Here is a 17,123-nt window from a genome sequence, read left to right on the forward strand (position 1 = left end):
GCGCTGCACAAGCAATCACTCCGTCCGCAGAGCCTCCAACGGCTCCAACCGGGCGGCTTTCATCGCCGGGGCCACGCCGGCGGCAATGCCGATCAACAATGACACCATACAAGCAGCTACGATATAAGCCCAGGCAAGCTCCACCGGCAAAGCGGGTAACGCAGACTCAAGAATCCTGACGACGATTATGCCCAACAACACGCCGCAAAGCCCTCCGGTAGCGCTTAGCGCCAAAGCCTCACACAAGAACAACTGAAAAACGGTTCTGCGTTCCGCGCCTACCGCCCGCAGCAAACCGATTTCGGAAATCCGTTCGGAAACGGCGATGGTCATGATGGTAAATATGCCGACCGACCCGACCAGTAAGGAAATGCTGCCCAGCGCAGCTACCGCCAAGGTCAGGATATTCAGGATCGAATCCATGCTTTTGATCATCTGGTTCTGGGTGACGATGGTAAAGTCTTCGCTGCCGTGCCGCGCAATCAGGTTTCGCTTGACCGTTTTTTCTACTAAAGCAACTGCGGCGTTACTTTTATAGAGCAGATGGATTTCCATCAGGCTTTCCCGATCGAACAGTTCCAGCGCCTTAGCGGCCGGAATGTAAATAGTATCGTCCATATCGAAGCCGATCATCTGGCCTTTTTTTTCCATTACACCGATGACCCGGTAACGGTCGCTGCCGATCCTGATGCGTTGGCCTAGCGGGCTGGCCGTACCAAACAGTTCTACCGCCAATTTACTGCCCAGCACCGCAAAGGCGCGCGGATTGGTTTCTTCTTCAGGCAAAAAACGCCCGGTAACGACCTTGATTTTCCAAATCTCCGGCACCGCAGATCCAACCCCCAACACATTGGTGCGCCGCTGCTTTTCGCCGGCTTCAATACGCGCATTGCCTTGCACTATGGGAGACGCGGCGATGATGTTTTCCAGCTTGCTCAAGCTGACCGCATCGGCTATGACCAGCGGTCTTACCGTGCTGATCGATGCGCCCGATATACCGAAGGTAGTGGTTTTACCCGGATGAACACCGATCAGGTTGGTGCCGAATTGGGTGAATTCGGCCAACACAAAAGTATGAATGCCGCGGCCTATCGAGGTTAAAATCACCACTGCGGCGATGCCGATAATCAGCCCCAACGCAGTCAGAGCCGAGCGCAATTTATGGCTGATAACCGTCCGATATGACAATGAAATCAGGTCGGCGTAGCGCATAGCTTACCGCTTCGCCAATGCGGCGACCGGGTCGAGATTGGCCGCTTTTCTGGCCGGCAATACGCCGAACAATAGACCTGTAAACAACGATACGGCCAATGCCGCAAGCAAAGCCCAAGCCGGCAAATGCATCGGAAAACTCGGGTAAAAAACCTGCAAACCGCCAAGAGTCAGGTACCCCAGCACCACGCCCAGCACTGCGCCTGCCAGCGACAACATCGCCGCTTCAACTAAAAACAGCCACAGCAGCTGTCGCCTGGTCGCGCCTAATGCCTTCAGCAAACCGATCTCGGCAGTGCGTTGCGTCACGCTGACCAGCATCACATTCATGACCAACACACCGGCCACCGCCAGGCTGATTCCGGCGATACCGGCTACGGTCAGGGTCAGCGCGGTCAATATCTTGTCAAAGGTGCTGACCACGCTGTCCTGGGTGATCAGCGTCACATCGTCCTCGCCTTCATGACGGGCCTTGATAATGCCCCTGATGTCATCGACCGCCTTGTACATGTCCGGTTTCGATTTGGCTTCAACCAGCACCCTGAACAATGAATGAGTATCGAATAAAGCCTGTGCCGAAGCCACCGGGATGATCACGATCTCGTCAAAATCGGTGCCGACCGATTGCCCTTCCGCCGCCAGTACGCCGATCACCCGAAAGCGCCGGTCGTTGATCCGCAGCCATTGTCCCAAGGCCGGTTGATTGGCAAACAATTCATTGCGTATGGTTTGGCCGATCACGCAAACCGACAAAGCTTTATCGACCTCTGTTTTGGGCAGGAAACTGCCTTGCGCCACGGTCAATCGGCGTACCCGTCTTAATGCATGCGTCGAACCCAGCACATTGGTTTCACGCTCCAGGCCCAATGATGAAACCGGCGCGGAACCGACGGTCACCGGTGCAATGGCGGCAATATGATGACTGCGGAATAAGGTCTCGGCATCATCCAGCGTCAAATCCCTGGGGGTTTCGCCAAACAGAGGCGGCTGCCCGCCGGTGGTTTCGGTGCGTCCCGGCAGCACGATAACCAGGTTTGTACCCAAGGCTTCAAACTCATTAACCACATAACGCCGGGCGCTTTCGCCCAAAGCCGTCAGCACCGAAACCGAAGCGATGCCGATGCTCATTGCCAGGATAATCAGTCCCGCGCGTAAGCGCTGGGTGCTGATTGCGGCTAAGGATTGAGTTAATGTGTCTTTGATGAGCATGATTTATCTGAACTCAGCCCTTTTTGTTCGTTGACCATAAAAAAATACGCATAGTAATTCACCACGAAGACATCAAGAGCATGAAGAAAAGCAAAGACAAAAAACTTCGTGTCCTTCGTGTTTCGGCAATTGCTCCTGCATCCATGCAGTCGTTCGTGGTGATTTTTTATATTCTGATTACTTATCTCGCTATCTGCCCATCGACAATGCGAATTTTCCGCCGCGCCCGGTCGCCCAAATTCTGGTCATGGGTAATAATCACCAGTGTTACGCCCTGCCGGTTAAGCCCTTCCAACAACTCGATAATTTCCTTGCCGGATTTGCTGTCGAGATTACCGGTCGGCTCGTCGGCCAATAAAATCGAGGGGCGCATGATCATAGCCCTGGCAATGGCGACGCGCTGCAACTGTCCGCCGGAAAGCTGGTCGGGTCTATGCGCGGCTCTGTCTTGCAGACTGACCGACGCCAGCGCCTCCTGCACCCGTTGCTTGCGCTCCTTAGGCGCTACGCCCGCCAGTATCAACGGCATTTCTATGTTTTCGGCCGCCGACAAACGCGGAATCAAATGAAAAAACTGGAACACGAAGCCGATGTTTTCGCGACGAGCTTTGGCGAGCTCATCATCGCTAAGCTGTGTAACCGGCTGATTGTTTAACAGATACCGGCCTGAGCTGGGCTGATCAAGCAAGGCTACGACATTGAGTAAAGTCGATTTACCGGAACCTGACGGCCCCATTACCGACACATATTCGCCTTTTTCGATGCTGAGACTGATGTCATTCAAGGCATGAACGCATTGCTCGCCTACCTGGAAATAGCGGTGGATATGTTCCAGCCGTATCATTTTTGTATGCGGGCACGGGCGCCTGCAACCACGCCTTCCCGGCCTACCGACAATACCACTTTATCGCCGACATTCAGGCCCGACAGCACTTCCACGGTATTCCAGTTGACCAAGCCCGGCTTAAAACTGCGCTCTTCCAGCAAGCCGTCTTCACGCATTACCAAAACGCGGTTATTTTCCAGCACCGCCTCGGCAGGCACCCTAAGCGCCTTCGGTTTACTGGTCAGCAGGACTTCAATATCGGCGCTGTAACCGGGCAGCAATCCGTTTAGGTCTTTCGGATCGGTTAATTTAACTTCGACCTCGACGGTACGCGCCTGCTTTTCTTTTTCCAACACATAAGGAGCAATGCGGCTCACCGTGCCGGAGCAGCGTTTTTCGGCAAAAGCGTCCAACGACACACAGGCGGACATGCCGGTTTTTATCTGCGGCGCATCCACTTCATCAATCGGCGCGGACACATACAAGCAGCTGACGTCCAGCAAATCGATCGCGGGCAGAGTCGGAATGCCGGGCGGCGACGGCGTGATAAATTCCCCCAACTCGGCATTGATTTCAGCCACGGTGCCGTCAAAGGGCGCGATAACCAGAGTGCGTTCGACAGCGGCCTGAACCGCATCGCGATTGGCCTGGCTCACCGCAATAGCTTCAAGCGCGGCATTGCAGGACGCCCTCTTGGCGCGTGCGCCGGTCGCTTTAATATCGACCTGTTCTTCGGAGACGATATGATTGAATTTTTGCAGCTTCTCCAAACGGTCGGCCTCGCGTTCAGCGCCTGCGCCAAGCTGGCAGGCTTGTTCTGCCGATGCCCGGTTAGCCCTGACCTGGGCCTCCTGCAATTTGACCTGCGCTTTCAGGTCCTTGTTCCAGACCTCCATCAGCAATTGGTTTTGCTTGACCGCGTCGCCTTCCTTGACATGTAATTCGGCAACCTGCCCGCCCGTTGCCGGCGCAAGGTAAGAGCGCCGACAGGCTTTAACCGTTCCGACGCGGGTATTGGACACCGTCGCCCTGACCTCGCCTTGTTCAAGAGTGACGATTTCAACATCCACAACTTTCGGCTGCTTGGTAAAAAAGTAAACGGAAGCAATCAGCGCAAGCGCGCCGACAATAATGAGTGTTTTTTTGCCCGGTAAAGTCATAAATTAAGCGGCCCAAAGTCGTTTACGTGGGAGCTCTTTAAGCCCAGCCGCTAAGGGTACTGATTAACCGGATGTTGCGCAATGGCCAAGGAAGGTTTACCGCGAACAACGTGAATTCATTGTTCGCGCGATAATTTTATATGCGGTGGATCGACTTAAACCTACATCACCCGATAATCACCAGCCAATCGGTCAAGTAGGTCATTTTGACCGACAGGTTTCTTCCCAAGACTTTCAGCATATCGTCCGATTCACGCAAATTGATGCGGCCGTTGATTTTAAGTCCGCGTAAACTGTTGTCCCTGTAAACCACCAAACCGGTTCGGTAGCGGCGGATCTGGCCAATGACGCTTTCCAGCGGGGCATTTTCAAACACCAGGAAACCGTCCACCCAGGAGGTCGCCAGTTCCGAATTCAGCAGCCGGGTTTCGCCCAGCCCCGCGGCATCGATCGACACCGCCTCGCGATCATGCAAAATCACCGGCTGCTTCAAAATGCGCCGATCCGCCACTTCAACCCGGCCGGACATGACTTTGACTTCGTCGCCATCGCTTTGTTCATGCACGAAAAACCGGGTTCCCAGCACGCGGGTCGTCGAATGAGCCGCTTGAACAACAAACGGCCGGCCGGGATTGGGTTTAACCTCGAAATAAGCTTCCCCCTTCAGCAGTTCGACCTTGCGTTGCGGACCGTCCATGTTGACCGCGATAGCGCTGTCGGTATTGAGCATTGCGGTAGAACCGTCATCGAAATAGACGGTTCTGCGTTCGCCTACTCCGGTTGAATAATCGCCTTGCGTCAAAATTCCCAGTTCGTTGCGGAACGATAAGGCCAAGATCAGGCAGGCCGCGATCGCCAGCGGCAGTTTGAAATGCGCGGTTGTTATTTTATGCGGTGCAATGTTGTGCTTTTGGGCTGTGTCGCCGAGCGCTTGCAGCAAATCGGCATCTCCCCACAATTTACTGATTTCATTAAAGGCGTCGCGATGCGCATCGGCTTGGTTCAGCCAACGCAAAAAGGACGACTTTTCCTCGCTGCTGACATTGTCGGCCCTCAACCGTACAAACCACGCAACCGCCTGTTCGTCAATGTCGTTACCAAGCCCGGATTCCAAACTGTTTGTTTCGCTGTTCTGTTTCATAGATAACTACTCAGTTTCTGCATAGAAAGCTCTCCGTAGCCCCAAAACGCAACCGGCAAAGCAATCCGCGGAGTTAGCCGTCGAAATCACTGGATAGTAACGTTTCATGATATTCATTCTACCTAAAACCCATTGTTAATTGTATTTCGTATTGTAACGACTCAGCAGATGCTGATTTTATAATAAAACACGGATGGCACTGGTTAGACGGATTTTATTTTCTCCTTTATCAATGTTGATCAGCCAAATCCGTGTTCTATTTTTCATATCTCTTTACTTGCCATACGGCTGCAGCAGCAGTGTGTGTTCGGACTTGCCTGCGGCCAATGGCATCGGCAAGCCCTTTAGCCAATAGTCTTGCTGATCCCGGTAATACGGCGACAACGGCTGACCCGACTGGCCGCCGGGCATATGCAAAATCGCATCCTCAAAATGGCCCGGCGCAACAACCAGCCGCTCGCTGGCGCCAAAACCCGGACCCGCTGCGCGAACGCAAAAAGCACAACCGGGCAATGCCTCGCCCGGCATATCAAGAAAATCGCTCAGTATCGGCAAGGCGCGGGAAAACGGATGCGATTGTTTGACCCTGTTCAGTTTGCCCCAATTCAATTCGCTTAACGCGACTCCCGGCCGCTGGGCTTGCAAACGCTGTATGCTTTGTTTCAACTGTCCCAAAATAAAGCCGTTCCAGTCTTGATAATGCGCCGCATCGGGCAATGCGTGCAACGGTTTTTCAGTCAACAGGGCCTGCAACGGCGTATCGATATAAGTCCATGCATAGTTGAAATTTTTATCGGCCTGCCGACTGGCTGTTAAAAACGGCGCGAATACCGACTCGACCAATTGCTTTCTAAACTCGACCAGCAACGCAAATCCCAGGCTGCCGACATCGGCGCGTCCGTCCCAGGCCAGCAGGTAGTCGCGCGCTTCGGCCAAATCCGGCTGCGTCTCGACCGCTTCGGCGGTCAAGGTATCCAAGGCCAAGCGCTGATAGAAATTATAAAACTCGCTTTCGGTATCCAGTTGCAGATCGAACATGGCCATTTCGTCAACCTGCGGCATCTGCCTCAATTGTTCGGTAATCCTATAGGCGCGGTAACCGTTGCCGAACTGGTGGCCGATCACATAAGGATAATTTTTACCCAAGCGGCGGTCGTTGGCCGACGCCAAAATGCCTTCGGCCGGGTCGATGACGCGCGGCAATTTCTCGGGTTCGACATAGCCGTTCCAACCTACGCTGCCATCCGCCCAAGAGCGGCTGACCAAACCGTCATTGCCGAAGCGCTTGGGAATTTTGCCCATCAACGTCCAGGCAATGCGGCCCTTATCGTCAGCCAGTAAAATATTCAACTGCGGACCGCCGGTGCTATTGACGATTTTCACCGCCTGCTCCAGCGTTTCGCCCTGCTCCAAATCGAACAAATTGAGGTTGAACGCATCGGCATCCAGCGCCACCCAGTGAATCGCCACCGGCTGATCCAGCAACGGCTGATTGGCAACCGGTCCCCAAAGCGTCTGCTTGACCACGATTTGTTTGACTGCACCGCCTTTGACGGCGATGGTTTCAGGATATTCTTCGAAGCGCCGCCATTGATCGCCTACCCGGTATTGATCGGGATTGGCTGGATCGATGTCGAGCCGCACCAAATCCAGAAAATCGCCGGAAAGGTTGGTTGCTCCCCAGGCGATATGCCGGTTGCTGCCGACAATTAACAGCGGCGTACCGGGCAAGGTCAGGCCTGCGGCATGGGTATCGCCGTAATTCAGTTCGATACGGTACCAGGTATTGGGTACCGATATACCCAAGTGCATGTCATTAGCCAGAATGGCCCGCCCGTCCCCGGTTTTTTTGCCGCTGACCGCCCAGGCATTGGAACCGGCCATAAAGTCGAACTGTTGCACCAGCTGCGCCAACGCCGGGTTATCCGCCGGCCGATCGGCCAATGCGGTTGCCAAAGCCTCGACCGGAATCGCTTGCGCCGGACGTAAGGATTCGACCTGTTTTAACAGCCGGTCGGTGTAAAAATCGGTGTCGGGCGTTAGAAAACGCACCGCAGCTTCCGGCAAGGTTTTTTCCATCACGCTCAGCATGCGTTCGCCGCGTTCGCTCCAGGCAGTCAAGTTCTCGCACATCCCCAATACCACCAGCAGGCTGTCCTCAGGCGTCCAGGGCTCAGGCTGATAGGTCAACACCTTGAACTCGAAAGGCAGTTTGCCGGATTCCGCGATATAGCTGTTGACGCCGTCGGCATAGCTTTGCAGGTAATGTTGATGCTCGGGCGGCAGCTTTGCCAATATTGTTTTTACTTCCCGATGAAAACCGTAGGTTCGGGCCTTGATGTCGCTGTCCAGCGCCATTTCGCCAAAGATTTCCGCCAAGCGCCCGGCGCTTTTACGCCGCATCAAGTCCATCTGGAACAAACGATCGCGGGCGGCGACATAGCCCTGCGCCCTAACCCCATCGATACGGTTGGCGGCGTTGATCGCCGGAATGCCGTGGGCATCGGTATGTACTTGAACCTCCGCTGTAAGCCGGTCCAGCTTCACCGTGCCGTCAAGCCGCGGCATCGCATCATGCAAGACCCAGAAACCGCCGCCGATCGCGATCGCCGCCGCACTCGCCAGCCCCAACCCGCTATATAAGATAGTTTTTCGAATATTCACCGTTTTCGTTCCCACGCGCTACGCTCATCGTTATACACAACCCGCCACCTTAACTGTAGGCCTGAACTGCATCCTCATCCGGCTGCGTCTGCCTGCTTGCCGGTACCGGCTTATTCATGGCGACAATCTGGCCTTCTTCCAGCTTGATGCAGCGATCCGCCAAGTAGAAATAGCGGTCATCATGACTGATGACCAATATTGTTTTTCCCCGCGCTTTCAAACTCGGTAACAGCTCCGTATAGAATAGATGCTTGAATTCGGGATCCTGATCCGCCGCCCACTCGTCGAAAACGTAAAAAGGCCGGTCTTCCAGATAAGCAACCAATAACGCCAAGCGTTTACGCTGGCCTTGCGACAAATCCACCGAGGAAAACCGGCCGTTATCGACCCGCACTTTGTGGTGCAAGTGCAGGCGCTGCAAATAATCGGATATGATCAGATGGTTGCTGTCGTTATCGCATCCATACAATTCGTCAAACAAATAAAAATCCGAAAAAATCACCGAGAAGTTTTGCAGGTAATCATCCCTGTTGCGCTCATCGACAATCTCTCCGTTCCAGCGAATCCCCCCCCGCTCCGGCGAGTAGAGTCCAATCAGCAGCATTGCCAACGTAGTCTTGCCGCTACCGTTGCCGCCGACTAAAAACACCAATTCTCCCGGTTTAAAATCCAGGTCGATAGGCCCCAGGGTGAAATTGCGGTTTTCCTTTTCCCGATGAAAACTGTGCGTCACACCTTGTAGCGACAGCTCAAACAGCGTTGTGCGAATCTCAGGGTTATCAGGAGCATCGACCTCTACCGCCTGCCTTTTGAGTTGATCGCCGAGTTGCCTGACTTTCTGTAACGACACATTGGCGCGGCTGAATACCCCCAAGCTATTGGTAATGATGGTCAGCGGCGACATCATGAACAAAAACACCAACGCATAGCCGCGGATCACGCTCTGATCAATGGTTTGCCAAACCGGAAAAACATAAAGGATGGCGCCTATAACCACATAATACAAGAATTGCGCCCACTGATTAACCAGCAGAAAAGCCAGCGCATTCCTAAAAGAGTACCGGCGATAGGCTTCGGCGCTGGCCGTCAGCGACTGCGCCATAAAAGCATCGCTACGCTGCCGGTGTACCTTCAATTCACGAATACCCTCCGTCAAAGCCCGAAAACCGCTGCTGAGAACATCGTATTCCTCCCTCGCCTTGAGCGCGGCGCTTTTCGGCCACTCTCTGAACAGGTTGGAGCTCAAGACTCCGAATAAAATGACCCCGCCCAAAACCAGGGCTAAATGCCAGGATAACCAGCTCAGGTAGACCATACAGCCCGCCACGACCGCAAAATTAATGCAAACTACCGGCAATAATTGACTGGCATTGGCAATCGCCGTGATGTCCTCGGTCAAATGAGCCAATAACGCCGACTTGCCCAGCTTTTGCAGATACGGATAAGGCGCGACAAGAATCAAGCGACTGATTTGGACGCGAAGATCGTAAACAGTTTTAGCGCTAAGCCGATTGAGCAGATAATGCGACAGAAAACCGCTGGACAACACAGCAATAGCTAATCCGCCGAACAACCACGGTAAAATCCGGGTATCCAGGGTATTCGACAACGTTGCATTAATCAGCGCCACCAGGGCCGCACTGCTTAAGCCACTGATAATACCCGCAAACAGTACGCCAACAATCGTTAGCCAGGAAGAGCGGCACAAAAAAACTAGCATAAAAATTTCCCTTAAGCTCGCGTATATAATTGTTCGATGCGTTAGAACAAACTCATCCGATATAAAAGCCAAAGCAGGCCTAGTAATAGGACGCTTTAAACCCTTTTTAACCTCATCTGCCCGCTAAAAATGTTCCCAATCCGCTTTCGCACACGCATCGCCTTTAAAAAACTATGTTATTTAACGCATTATTGATGCGCCATATGCCGCATTTTATAAGCCCGCAGCCAAAACAGATACATAAGCTATTGTAATTAAAATAACAATAGAATGGCATAGTCATTGCTTAATAGTTCTAGCCGGAGACTCTGAAACAGGCGTAAGCACAATACAGCAGTCGATATGCCTTCAAGGTTGTATCGCAACAGATATATCGAATGCCATGAACAATACTTAATAGCAACTTGGCCTGCAAACTAGATTTATTACAAACCGCTTACTGTGTACCGATAGCCGCTAACGAACAAAACAAGCACATGGAATTACATATATTTAATCGATTCAATAAGCTATGCCGGCTTACCCAACAGGTCAGTCAAATCATTGACGCTGTTGGCAGCCGAAAAACCGAATACCGCTTTTATCCCGATACCGCCGCCGGCTCAGCGGTAAAGTAATCATTCTTAACAGCAACGAAGAGGGATTTGAACTTGAACGTAGAAGCCATTTACTTAAACCACCAGTCCGAATTGCAGTTTCATTTGGCTCGAATTGTCGACTGCCCGGAGATAGCAGCGGATATTGCTCAAGAAAGCTTCATCATTTTTTTCCGCGAAGCGCAAAAACAAACGATCGATCATCCGCGCGGCTTCCTGTTCAGAATTGCCAAGAACCTCGCTTACGATCACATCAAACATCGCAAAGTAACGGAAAACTACCTGCAAGCAAAAGAACAATCCTTACCCCCGCAAAGCGAATTCCCTTCGGCGGAAAAACTCGTATCCGTCGATCAAAGACTGGCCGCCATCACCCGGATACTGGATGAATTGCCTGTGCGCACTAGAGAAATATTTGTCCTAAATAGAGTTTACGGCATGACCTATGCCGAAACCGCCAAGGAACTCGGTATATCCGATAGCGCGGTTGAAAAACACATGGCCAAGGCCCTGCTGCACTGCCGTAAACAATTCAAAAACCATTTACCGGACCCGGCATGACACTGAGGTATTTTGCCGTTTCTATCGTCTACTACAGGGAAGCATCAGGGAACCCGTAGCGGCGGACCTGGTGTGTTACAGCAATCACCTATCAACGGAGCATAACAATGGCTTGGGACGACGAAGAAGACACAACCATTTATCAGGTTGTCGTCAATCATGAAGAGCAATATTCGATTTGGCCTGGATACAAAGAAATACCGGGCGGCTGGCGTACTGCCGGCAAAAGCGGCAATAAGCAAGAATGTCTGGATTACATCAAGGAAGTCTGGACCGATATGCGCCCGTTAAGCTTGCAAACGCACATGCAACAAACGGCATCGCAATAGCCCGCGAATTTACAGAGACGGGACTTGCATCCCGTCTTTACACACGTTCAAGCCTTTTATAACATTTCGCGGGAACCATGAGAAGACAATTGCAATACCGTATGGTTAAAATCCCCCCCAAACAGTAACCTACCAAACTCTAGTGCCAAGTTTATATTGCCATCACCCGTTATTTCACCCAATTCATAAGCATTGACGGCGTTTTTCCTGCCTTCAATCAACTCACAAAAAACTTTATATGTTGTAGCGATTGTGCAATCACTGGATTTATCATCTTTTTTTAATGTTAAACCGTCACTATTACTCTCAATTATCCAAACACCGCCTTTTAACCCGGTTATCACGAATTTACAGGCACCGCGCAACAGTCTGAATTTATCCATTCTTGTAGTGGCATTTCGCAAAAAACGGTTTTGGAAAAAATCATCCAAGTCTATATCCTGAATCGTCTGTTCGTCATTACTCTGTTGTTCGGCATATAGCGCCTCTATCGTCGGATACCCTAACTGCTGGTGGAACGCGTTAATCTCAGCCATCAACTCATTCGGAATTGCGGTTACTGGAATCGCTGTACCATTGCCGATAGAATCCTTGTTGATTTTTCCGGAAAACCAGACTTTCAGATCGCCATCACCCTGATCATGTGGTACTTGAAAAATCGAATCGATCAAGCGCTCATCCCAAGGCTCACCGAGAAAATCAAACAGTTTTGCCAAGACTTGTTCCGGTTGCAGAACCAAAGACTCATAGTTAATCCTAATACACTGATTAGCATGAGCCTGTTCGAATGCCATCAGCTTGCTGTTCTTCTCCAGCCAGTTATCGATCATCGCACCAACAAAATTAGTCGGACGGTTCTGGACATAAGAAGCCAATTCAGACATATACCCTAATGGATTGAGTTTAATGCACGAATAAGCAACATCCAGGCAATTGCGGTATAAACAGATATATTTGGCCTGTGGAAAAATCTTTGTCAATATCCTCAGATAATCAATGTTGATGGTCGATTTTTCGCACCAATTTTTTTTGCCTTTCCCTTGTGCGTAACGGCCCAGTAAGTCTGTTACCACCCGCCGGGTTTCTTTGATTGCCAATTGGTCTCTTTGCTCTTCAGTCTCCATATCCGGCAATTCTCCCAGCGAATAATAAGCCGTCGTATATAAACCGGCGCATAACGGGCCCAAGCTCAAATGACCTGGACTGCATAGATTGGGATGTGTATCAACAATGCAACGCAGCATTGTTGAACCTGAACGGACACAAGATAAGATAAAAATCGGTTGTTTAATCAGTTCCACGTGTTGGTCGTTTGTGTTTGCCATTATTATGTCCTTTTGTCCGAGTTTCCGGCTATTGGGCAAACGCTTATCCCTGATAGCCGAGCATTATTGTTCTGTTTTTACACGACGGCCTTAACTAGAACAGGCCGATAATATGACGCCTTAAGCCCTTTTTAACCTCATTTGCTCACATTAGAATAGCCAACCGCTTAAACTCAATCCCTTTATAACATTCAGCTGGAACCGTCAGCGCGGCGCTGATGATGAAACAACCCTGGAAATATCTAACCCGAGACCTACACCGACAGCTTTTACAAAACTTTCCTTTCTCATCCAGAGCCGGTAGAAAAACTCGTCTTTCCGCTTCCCGGCAATCCGTTCCAAAAACAGCATTCGGCTTCGGCAAAACAGGTGTTGAAATGTGGCTTTCGGCAAACTGACGACTAAGCCGGTTTTGCTATTTTAGATATACGACTTTTTTGCAGATCAATACGCTAAGAATTCGGTTCGAAATATTTCAGTCAGATGAAAAATCGGAAATAGATTCATAAACTCCATTGGAATAAATAACAATATTCGCAGCATTACTGGCTAAAATTAAGTTATGCATTTTCAAGAAAAAAGCAGCTTGCCTAAATCCATTAACGAATTTTGGTCGCTAACGCCCTCTACATCAATCTCTCCTTGAGCAAAAGCCTCTATCGCATCCCTTGTTCCGTTAACCATTTCTAGCAGCAAAGCTGCTGATAAACAAAGCGTAGAATCAGCTTTGGAATCGCCTTCTGTAACCAAGCCACCCTGATTGGATAAATCAATTAGCCAAGCCCTATCCGTATCGCCTTTGATAATTATCTTCCATATTCCTTGAAGCGCAGGATAGCGACCGCGGTTATTTTTAATTGCATTCATAAAATGGTTTTTAAATATATCCGATATATTGGACATAGGATTTTCATTTATTTCATTGCGAATAAACCCAGTGTTATTAGAATAATAATCATCCAAACAGGCATACTCCAGCTTGCCAAGCAGCCTATCAATTTCTGTTATAAATTTCTTCGGGATTCCGGCCCGCGGCACCTCTATTCCCTTTCCGACGGAGTCTTGGCGAATCTTGCTGGATAATGCCGCTCTACCATCCCCCTCTCCTTGATCATGGCTGACCTCGAATACGCGCCCCATTAAGTCTTTTTCCCATCCGACTTCCAGAAACTCAAATAATGATGAAAGCGTTTCTTCGGACCTCATGACGACGGATTCATATTTCACTCGAAAGCAGCGTTCCTGGTGAGCCGCTTCGAACGCCAACAACCGATCGGTTTTTTCCAGCCAATTTTCAACCATCGCCGCGATAATACTTTCAGGGTTTCTATGCACATAAGGCACATGTTCAGGAAGAAAGCGGTATTTACTCAGATTGACACTGGAATGAACCACGTCTAAGCAATTCCGGTATAAACAAATATATTTAGCGTCAGGAAAATGAGCCTCCAATACAGGCAGATAGTCCAAATTCATCGGCGTCTTTTCGCACCAAATTTGTTTATCTTTAGCCTTTGTATATCGGCTCATTATGTTGTCGATAATTTTCCTGGTTTCGTTTATCGCAAAATTTTTTTTGCCTTCCTCATCCAGCTCGGTATGCGTCTGCGCAAGCGTTCCGGTTAACGTTCGATTTAGGCTGCTGCACAAATCACCCAGATACAAATGCCCCGGACAGGTTATCTTCGAATGAGTATCCATAATATATCGAAGCATCGTAGAGCCTGAACGCTCGCATGAAAGAATAAACACAGGTGTATAGGGAGTATTATTCATTGTTTTTCCATAGGGATACTTTGACGGCCTTGCGTTTTATAAAAATTTATCAACCACAAGGACAGACGAATAGTTATTTTCTATATATTAAAAGGTATGCTCAGTTAAAAAACCAATTACTCAATTAAACCAATATGCAGAGAAAACTTGATATTAGAAATCCGATATATGATGCCTCTGTAGTTCGCCAATATCCTATGGTTCTACCAGACTTGAAATGCGACTCACTTGCCTGGCAAGATTTTTTTTCGCCTTGCGTTTTTGCAGCCAGCGGATAACGCCGGTCACGTATAGCAGCAGCGGCACTAATCCGGTAATCGCAATAATAATGCGTCCGCTGAGTCCGAACGCTTCGCCGTTATGCAAAGGATAAAGCCACTGTAAAAAAACATCCCCGGCAGCATCGGTCATCGGGTCGCGTTCCTGCACTATCTTGCCGCTATATTGATCGAGCCACAACGTTCGTCTCGGGCGGGTTCGATTAACTTCCTGCGGCGATCCCTTAACGATACGATAAGCGTCCCGCTCACCTTGCGGAAAGAAAATCCATTTATAGACACCATCAGGAAAACGTTTATCGGTTATAGCAGCAGCCTGAACCAAAGTAATCGGCTCTCTTTGGCTGGTTTCTGCTGACATCGGCGCCCCCGCTTTCGGTGTTAAAGGCAGAAATACCTTAACAAGACCATCTGCATATCCAGGGAACACCATCTCGATACCCGAAGCCAACACAACCAGCAGCACAATAGAGCAATAAAAGCCGAAGGTTTTATGTAAGTCAAAGTTGAAACGCTCAGCACTGGCGTGACGCTTAATGGTTAAAGCCCGCCGAATCTTACCTGAGCTCGGCCACCAGACGATCAGGCCTGTCAATACAGAAAATAGTAAAAACAGCGCGACAATGCCGACAAACGTGCGACCGGCTTCGCCTAAAGCCAGCGAGTAATGAAAACGCACGAAAAAATTCATCAGGTTGCCCCGCCAGGCATTGCCGGTATCGAACATCAAACGCTGCCCCAAGACACGGGCATTGTAAGGATTAACATACACCAGATGCCATTCGCTTTGCTTCAGAGTCTGTGCGGGCAAACTGTAGGTGACAGAAAACGCTTCATCCGTTCGGGCCGGAAACACCAAGGCATACGGCTTGCCCTGCCTTGGAATAACCGCCTTCGCCGCTACGGCAATCTCATCCAAAGACCGGTAATCCGCTTGTGGAGGATAGCTTTGTATTTTTTTTAGCGCCGGATTCAGTTCAGAGTCTATCTCCGGCCAAAATACCGACAAGCTACCCGCCAAACCAATCAGCACAAACACGGTACCGGCGAACAGACCGATATATAGATGCACCTTCAGCCAAATCTTGCGTCGGATTTTGTGGTCTCGAAAGGAGTTGACGTTTTTTACGGGCATCATTAATACATTAAGCGACTAATCATCAATAAAGGTTAAATGCCGGGGTGCAAAAAACATGCACCCCGGCCTGCGCGGCTAATTAAAACTCCACCTTAACCGAGCCCATGAACGTGCGCGGCGAACCGGGGTTTATGAAAGTGTTGCTATTACTGGTGGACACGTAATATTGATGATCCAATAAGTTCTCCACATTAAATTGCAGCGTGGTTTTTGCTTTCGCTATCGGTAGCTTGTATTTGACCAACGCGTCCAGCCTGCCATAACCCGGCAATTCAAACGTGTTGGCGGCGTCGCCCTCTCTCTGACTCTGGAAATAAACGCCGGCACCCATACTCAAGCCCCGCACAGCCGCCTGTTGGAAGTCATACTTGGCCCAAAAACTACCCGAATTTCTGGGTACGTTCCACAACCGCTTACCTTCATTGCTACCCTTCAGGATAGAGGCATCGGTATAGGCATAGGTTGCGATCAGGCTCACGGCATCCGTGACTTTCCCTGTAACATCGATTTCCACGCCTTCGCTACGCGCTTCGCCAATCGCCTCTGAAAACGCTGTACCGGTGATCGGAACCGTCATATTTTTCTTAGTCAGTTGATAGAAAGCCACGCTGGAAATCAAGCGTTTGTCGAAAAACTCGGTCTTGAAACCGGCCTCGTACTGCTCGGCGGTTTCCGGTCCGAGCACAGTGCCGCCGACGCCTGTAGCCGTGTTGGCGGAACCCAGCGACTCGACAAAATTACCGTAAAGCGACAGCCAGTCCCAGGGTTGGTAAAGCAAGCCGACTCGCGGACTAAACTGCTGGTTATCGACGCCTCTCAGGTTAGCCGCCGCATCGGCGACAGACTTCGTGACGCCGGATGCGTTGCCGCTGGCCTGATAGGCCCAGTCATAGCGTCCGCCGCCCAAAATATGCAGCTTGTCGAACAAGGTGATTTGATCCTGAAAATAGACCCCGTTCCAGTAGATACTCTCACTTAGGAAAAAGTTCTTTGGCGTAGTGGACAGGTTCACGCCGGAGCGGTCATAAACCGGCTGGTAGATATTGATAGTGCCGACGGTGGCGGGTGCCAATTGCCATGCAGAGATAGCCGTATCCAGGCTGTAAAAATCCCATCCGCCCAAAACATCGTGCTTCAAGCCCCAGGTGGAAAACTTCCCGTTGAGATTCACGGTGCCACCGTAGGAAT

General features: G+C 50.5%; 15 protein-coding genes. 3 read left to right on the forward strand and 12 right to left on the reverse strand.

What is annotated here, in order from left to right; genetic code table 11:
• Positions 1 to 15 precede the first annotated feature (15 nt).
• From B0F88_RS15675 to B0F88_RS15705, 7 genes are all read right to left on the reverse strand, one after another.
• The gene (locus B0F88_RS15675; protein ID WP_104424873.1) at positions 16 to 1,212 is read right to left on the reverse strand and encodes an ABC transporter permease; all 1,197 of its coding nucleotides are present in this window, start codon (positions 1,210 to 1,212) and stop codon (positions 16 to 18) included.
• A gap of 3 nt (positions 1,213 to 1,215) precedes the next feature.
• Complete coding sequence (locus B0F88_RS15680) at positions 1,216 to 2,421, reverse strand: ABC transporter permease (RefSeq protein ID WP_104424874.1); 1,206 nt, start codon at positions 2,419 to 2,421, stop codon at positions 1,216 to 1,218.
• A 181-nt stretch (positions 2,422 to 2,602) separates the two neighbouring features.
• Positions 2,603 to 3,265: an ABC transporter ATP-binding protein gene (locus B0F88_RS15685; RefSeq protein WP_104424875.1), complete on the reverse strand. Its 663-nt coding sequence runs from the start codon at positions 3,263 to 3,265 to the stop codon at positions 2,603 to 2,605.
• Positions 3,262 to 4,407 carry an efflux RND transporter periplasmic adaptor subunit gene (locus tag B0F88_RS15690; protein WP_104424876.1) on the reverse strand — a complete coding sequence of 382 codons (1,146 nt, stop codon included), beginning with the start codon at positions 4,405 to 4,407 and terminating at the stop codon, positions 3,262 to 3,264. Before B0F88_RS15690 ends, B0F88_RS15685 begins: the two co-directional genes overlap by 4 nt.
• A gap of 166 nt (positions 4,408 to 4,573) precedes the next feature.
• Positions 4,574 to 5,548: a FecR family protein gene (locus B0F88_RS15695; RefSeq protein ID WP_104424877.1), complete on the reverse strand. Its 975-nt coding sequence runs from the start codon at positions 5,546 to 5,548 to the stop codon at positions 4,574 to 4,576.
• A gap of 273 nt (positions 5,549 to 5,821) precedes the next feature.
• Positions 5,822 to 8,212, reverse strand: a complete 2,391-nt coding sequence (locus tag B0F88_RS15700) for a penicillin acylase family protein (RefSeq protein ID WP_104424889.1) — start codon at positions 8,210 to 8,212, stop codon at positions 5,822 to 5,824.
• Positions 8,213 to 8,261: 49 nt separating this feature from the next.
• On the reverse strand, positions 8,262 to 9,932 hold the full coding sequence (locus tag B0F88_RS15705) for a cyclic peptide export ABC transporter (RefSeq protein WP_104424878.1): 1,671 nt from the start codon (positions 9,930 to 9,932) through the stop codon (positions 8,262 to 8,264).
• A 476-nt stretch (positions 9,933 to 10,408) separates the two neighbouring features.
• Here B0F88_RS15705 and B0F88_RS19435 point away from each other — a divergent pair, with 476 nt between their 5' ends.
• From B0F88_RS19435 to B0F88_RS15720, 3 genes are all read left to right on the forward strand, one after another.
• Positions 10,409 to 10,549, forward strand: a complete 141-nt coding sequence (locus B0F88_RS19435) for a hypothetical protein (protein WP_181049929.1) — start codon at positions 10,409 to 10,411, stop codon at positions 10,547 to 10,549.
• 27 nt (positions 10,550 to 10,576) lie between these two features.
• A complete protein-coding gene (locus B0F88_RS15715) occupies positions 10,577 to 11,089 on the forward strand; it encodes an RNA polymerase sigma factor (RefSeq protein WP_258076698.1) in 513 nt (170 codons plus the stop codon).
• A 107-nt stretch (positions 11,090 to 11,196) separates the two neighbouring features.
• On the forward strand, positions 11,197 to 11,418 hold the full coding sequence (locus B0F88_RS15720; protein ID WP_104424880.1) for an MbtH family protein: 222 nt from the start codon (positions 11,197 to 11,199) through the stop codon (positions 11,416 to 11,418).
• A gap of 56 nt (positions 11,419 to 11,474) precedes the next feature.
• On the opposite strand, the gene B0F88_RS15725 is transcribed toward B0F88_RS15720, so the two are convergent.
• The 5 genes from B0F88_RS15725 to B0F88_RS15745 all read right to left on the reverse strand — a co-directional run.
• Entirely contained in the window at positions 11,475 to 12,743 is a 1,269-nt protein-coding gene (locus B0F88_RS15725; RefSeq protein ID WP_104424881.1) for a sulfotransferase, read from the reverse strand.
• Between the two features lie 204 nt (positions 12,744 to 12,947).
• Positions 12,948 to 13,094 (reverse strand): 4'-phosphopantetheinyl transferase superfamily protein, encoded by a 147-nt coding sequence (locus B0F88_RS19950; protein ID WP_104424882.1) that lies wholly within the window; start codon positions 13,092 to 13,094, stop codon positions 12,948 to 12,950.
• 219 nt (positions 13,095 to 13,313) lie between these two features.
• Positions 13,314 to 14,519 (reverse strand): sulfotransferase, encoded by a 1,206-nt coding sequence (locus B0F88_RS15735; protein ID WP_104424883.1) that lies wholly within the window; start codon positions 14,517 to 14,519, stop codon positions 13,314 to 13,316.
• A gap of 195 nt (positions 14,520 to 14,714) precedes the next feature.
• On the reverse strand, positions 14,715 to 15,869 hold the full coding sequence (locus B0F88_RS15740) for a PepSY-associated TM helix domain-containing protein (protein WP_258076699.1): 1,155 nt from the start codon (positions 15,867 to 15,869) through the stop codon (positions 14,715 to 14,717).
• 145 nt (positions 15,870 to 16,014) lie between these two features.
• A partial coding sequence (locus tag B0F88_RS15745; protein ID WP_146083365.1) for a TonB-dependent siderophore receptor occupies positions 16,015 to 17,123 on the reverse strand: 1,109 nt, incomplete at its 5' end.

The organism is Methylobacter tundripaludum (assembly GCF_002934365.1).
Lineage (GTDB): Bacteria > Pseudomonadota > Gammaproteobacteria > Methylococcales > Methylomonadaceae > Methylobacter_A > Methylobacter_A tundripaludum_A.

Coding starts and splice junctions, on each gene's coding strand:
- B0F88_RS15720 (WP_104424880.1), top strand. CDS start 11,197: ATGGCTTGGGACGACGAAGAAGACACAACCATTTATCAGGTTGTCGTC.
- B0F88_RS15675 (WP_104424873.1), bottom strand. CDS start 1,212: ATGCGCTACGCCGACCTGATTTCATTGTCATATCGGACGGTTATCAGC.
- B0F88_RS19950 (WP_104424882.1), bottom strand. CDS start 13,094: ATGCTGTTTTTGGAACGGATTGCCGGGAAGCGGAAAGACGAGTTTTTC.
- B0F88_RS15680 (WP_104424874.1), bottom strand. CDS start 2,421: ATGCTCATCAAAGACACATTAACTCAATCCTTAGCCGCAATCAGCACC.
- B0F88_RS15725 (WP_104424881.1), bottom strand. CDS start 12,743: ATGGCAAACACAAACGACCAACACGTGGAACTGATTAAACAACCGATT.
- B0F88_RS15735 (WP_104424883.1), bottom strand. CDS start 14,519: ATGAATAATACTCCCTATACACCTGTGTTTATTCTTTCATGCGAGCGT.
- B0F88_RS15695 (WP_104424877.1), bottom strand. CDS start 5,548: ATGAAACAGAACAGCGAAACAAACAGTTTGGAATCCGGGCTTGGTAAC.
- B0F88_RS15685 (WP_104424875.1), bottom strand. CDS start 3,265: ATGATACGGCTGGAACATATCCACCGCTATTTCCAGGTAGGCGAGCAA.
- B0F88_RS15705 (WP_104424878.1), bottom strand. CDS start 9,932: ATGCTAGTTTTTTTGTGCCGCTCTTCCTGGCTAACGATTGTTGGCGTA.
- B0F88_RS19435 (WP_181049929.1), top strand. CDS start 10,409: ATGGAATTACATATATTTAATCGATTCAATAAGCTATGCCGGCTTACC.
- B0F88_RS15690 (WP_104424876.1), bottom strand. CDS start 4,407: ATGACTTTACCGGGCAAAAAAACACTCATTATTGTCGGCGCGCTTGCG.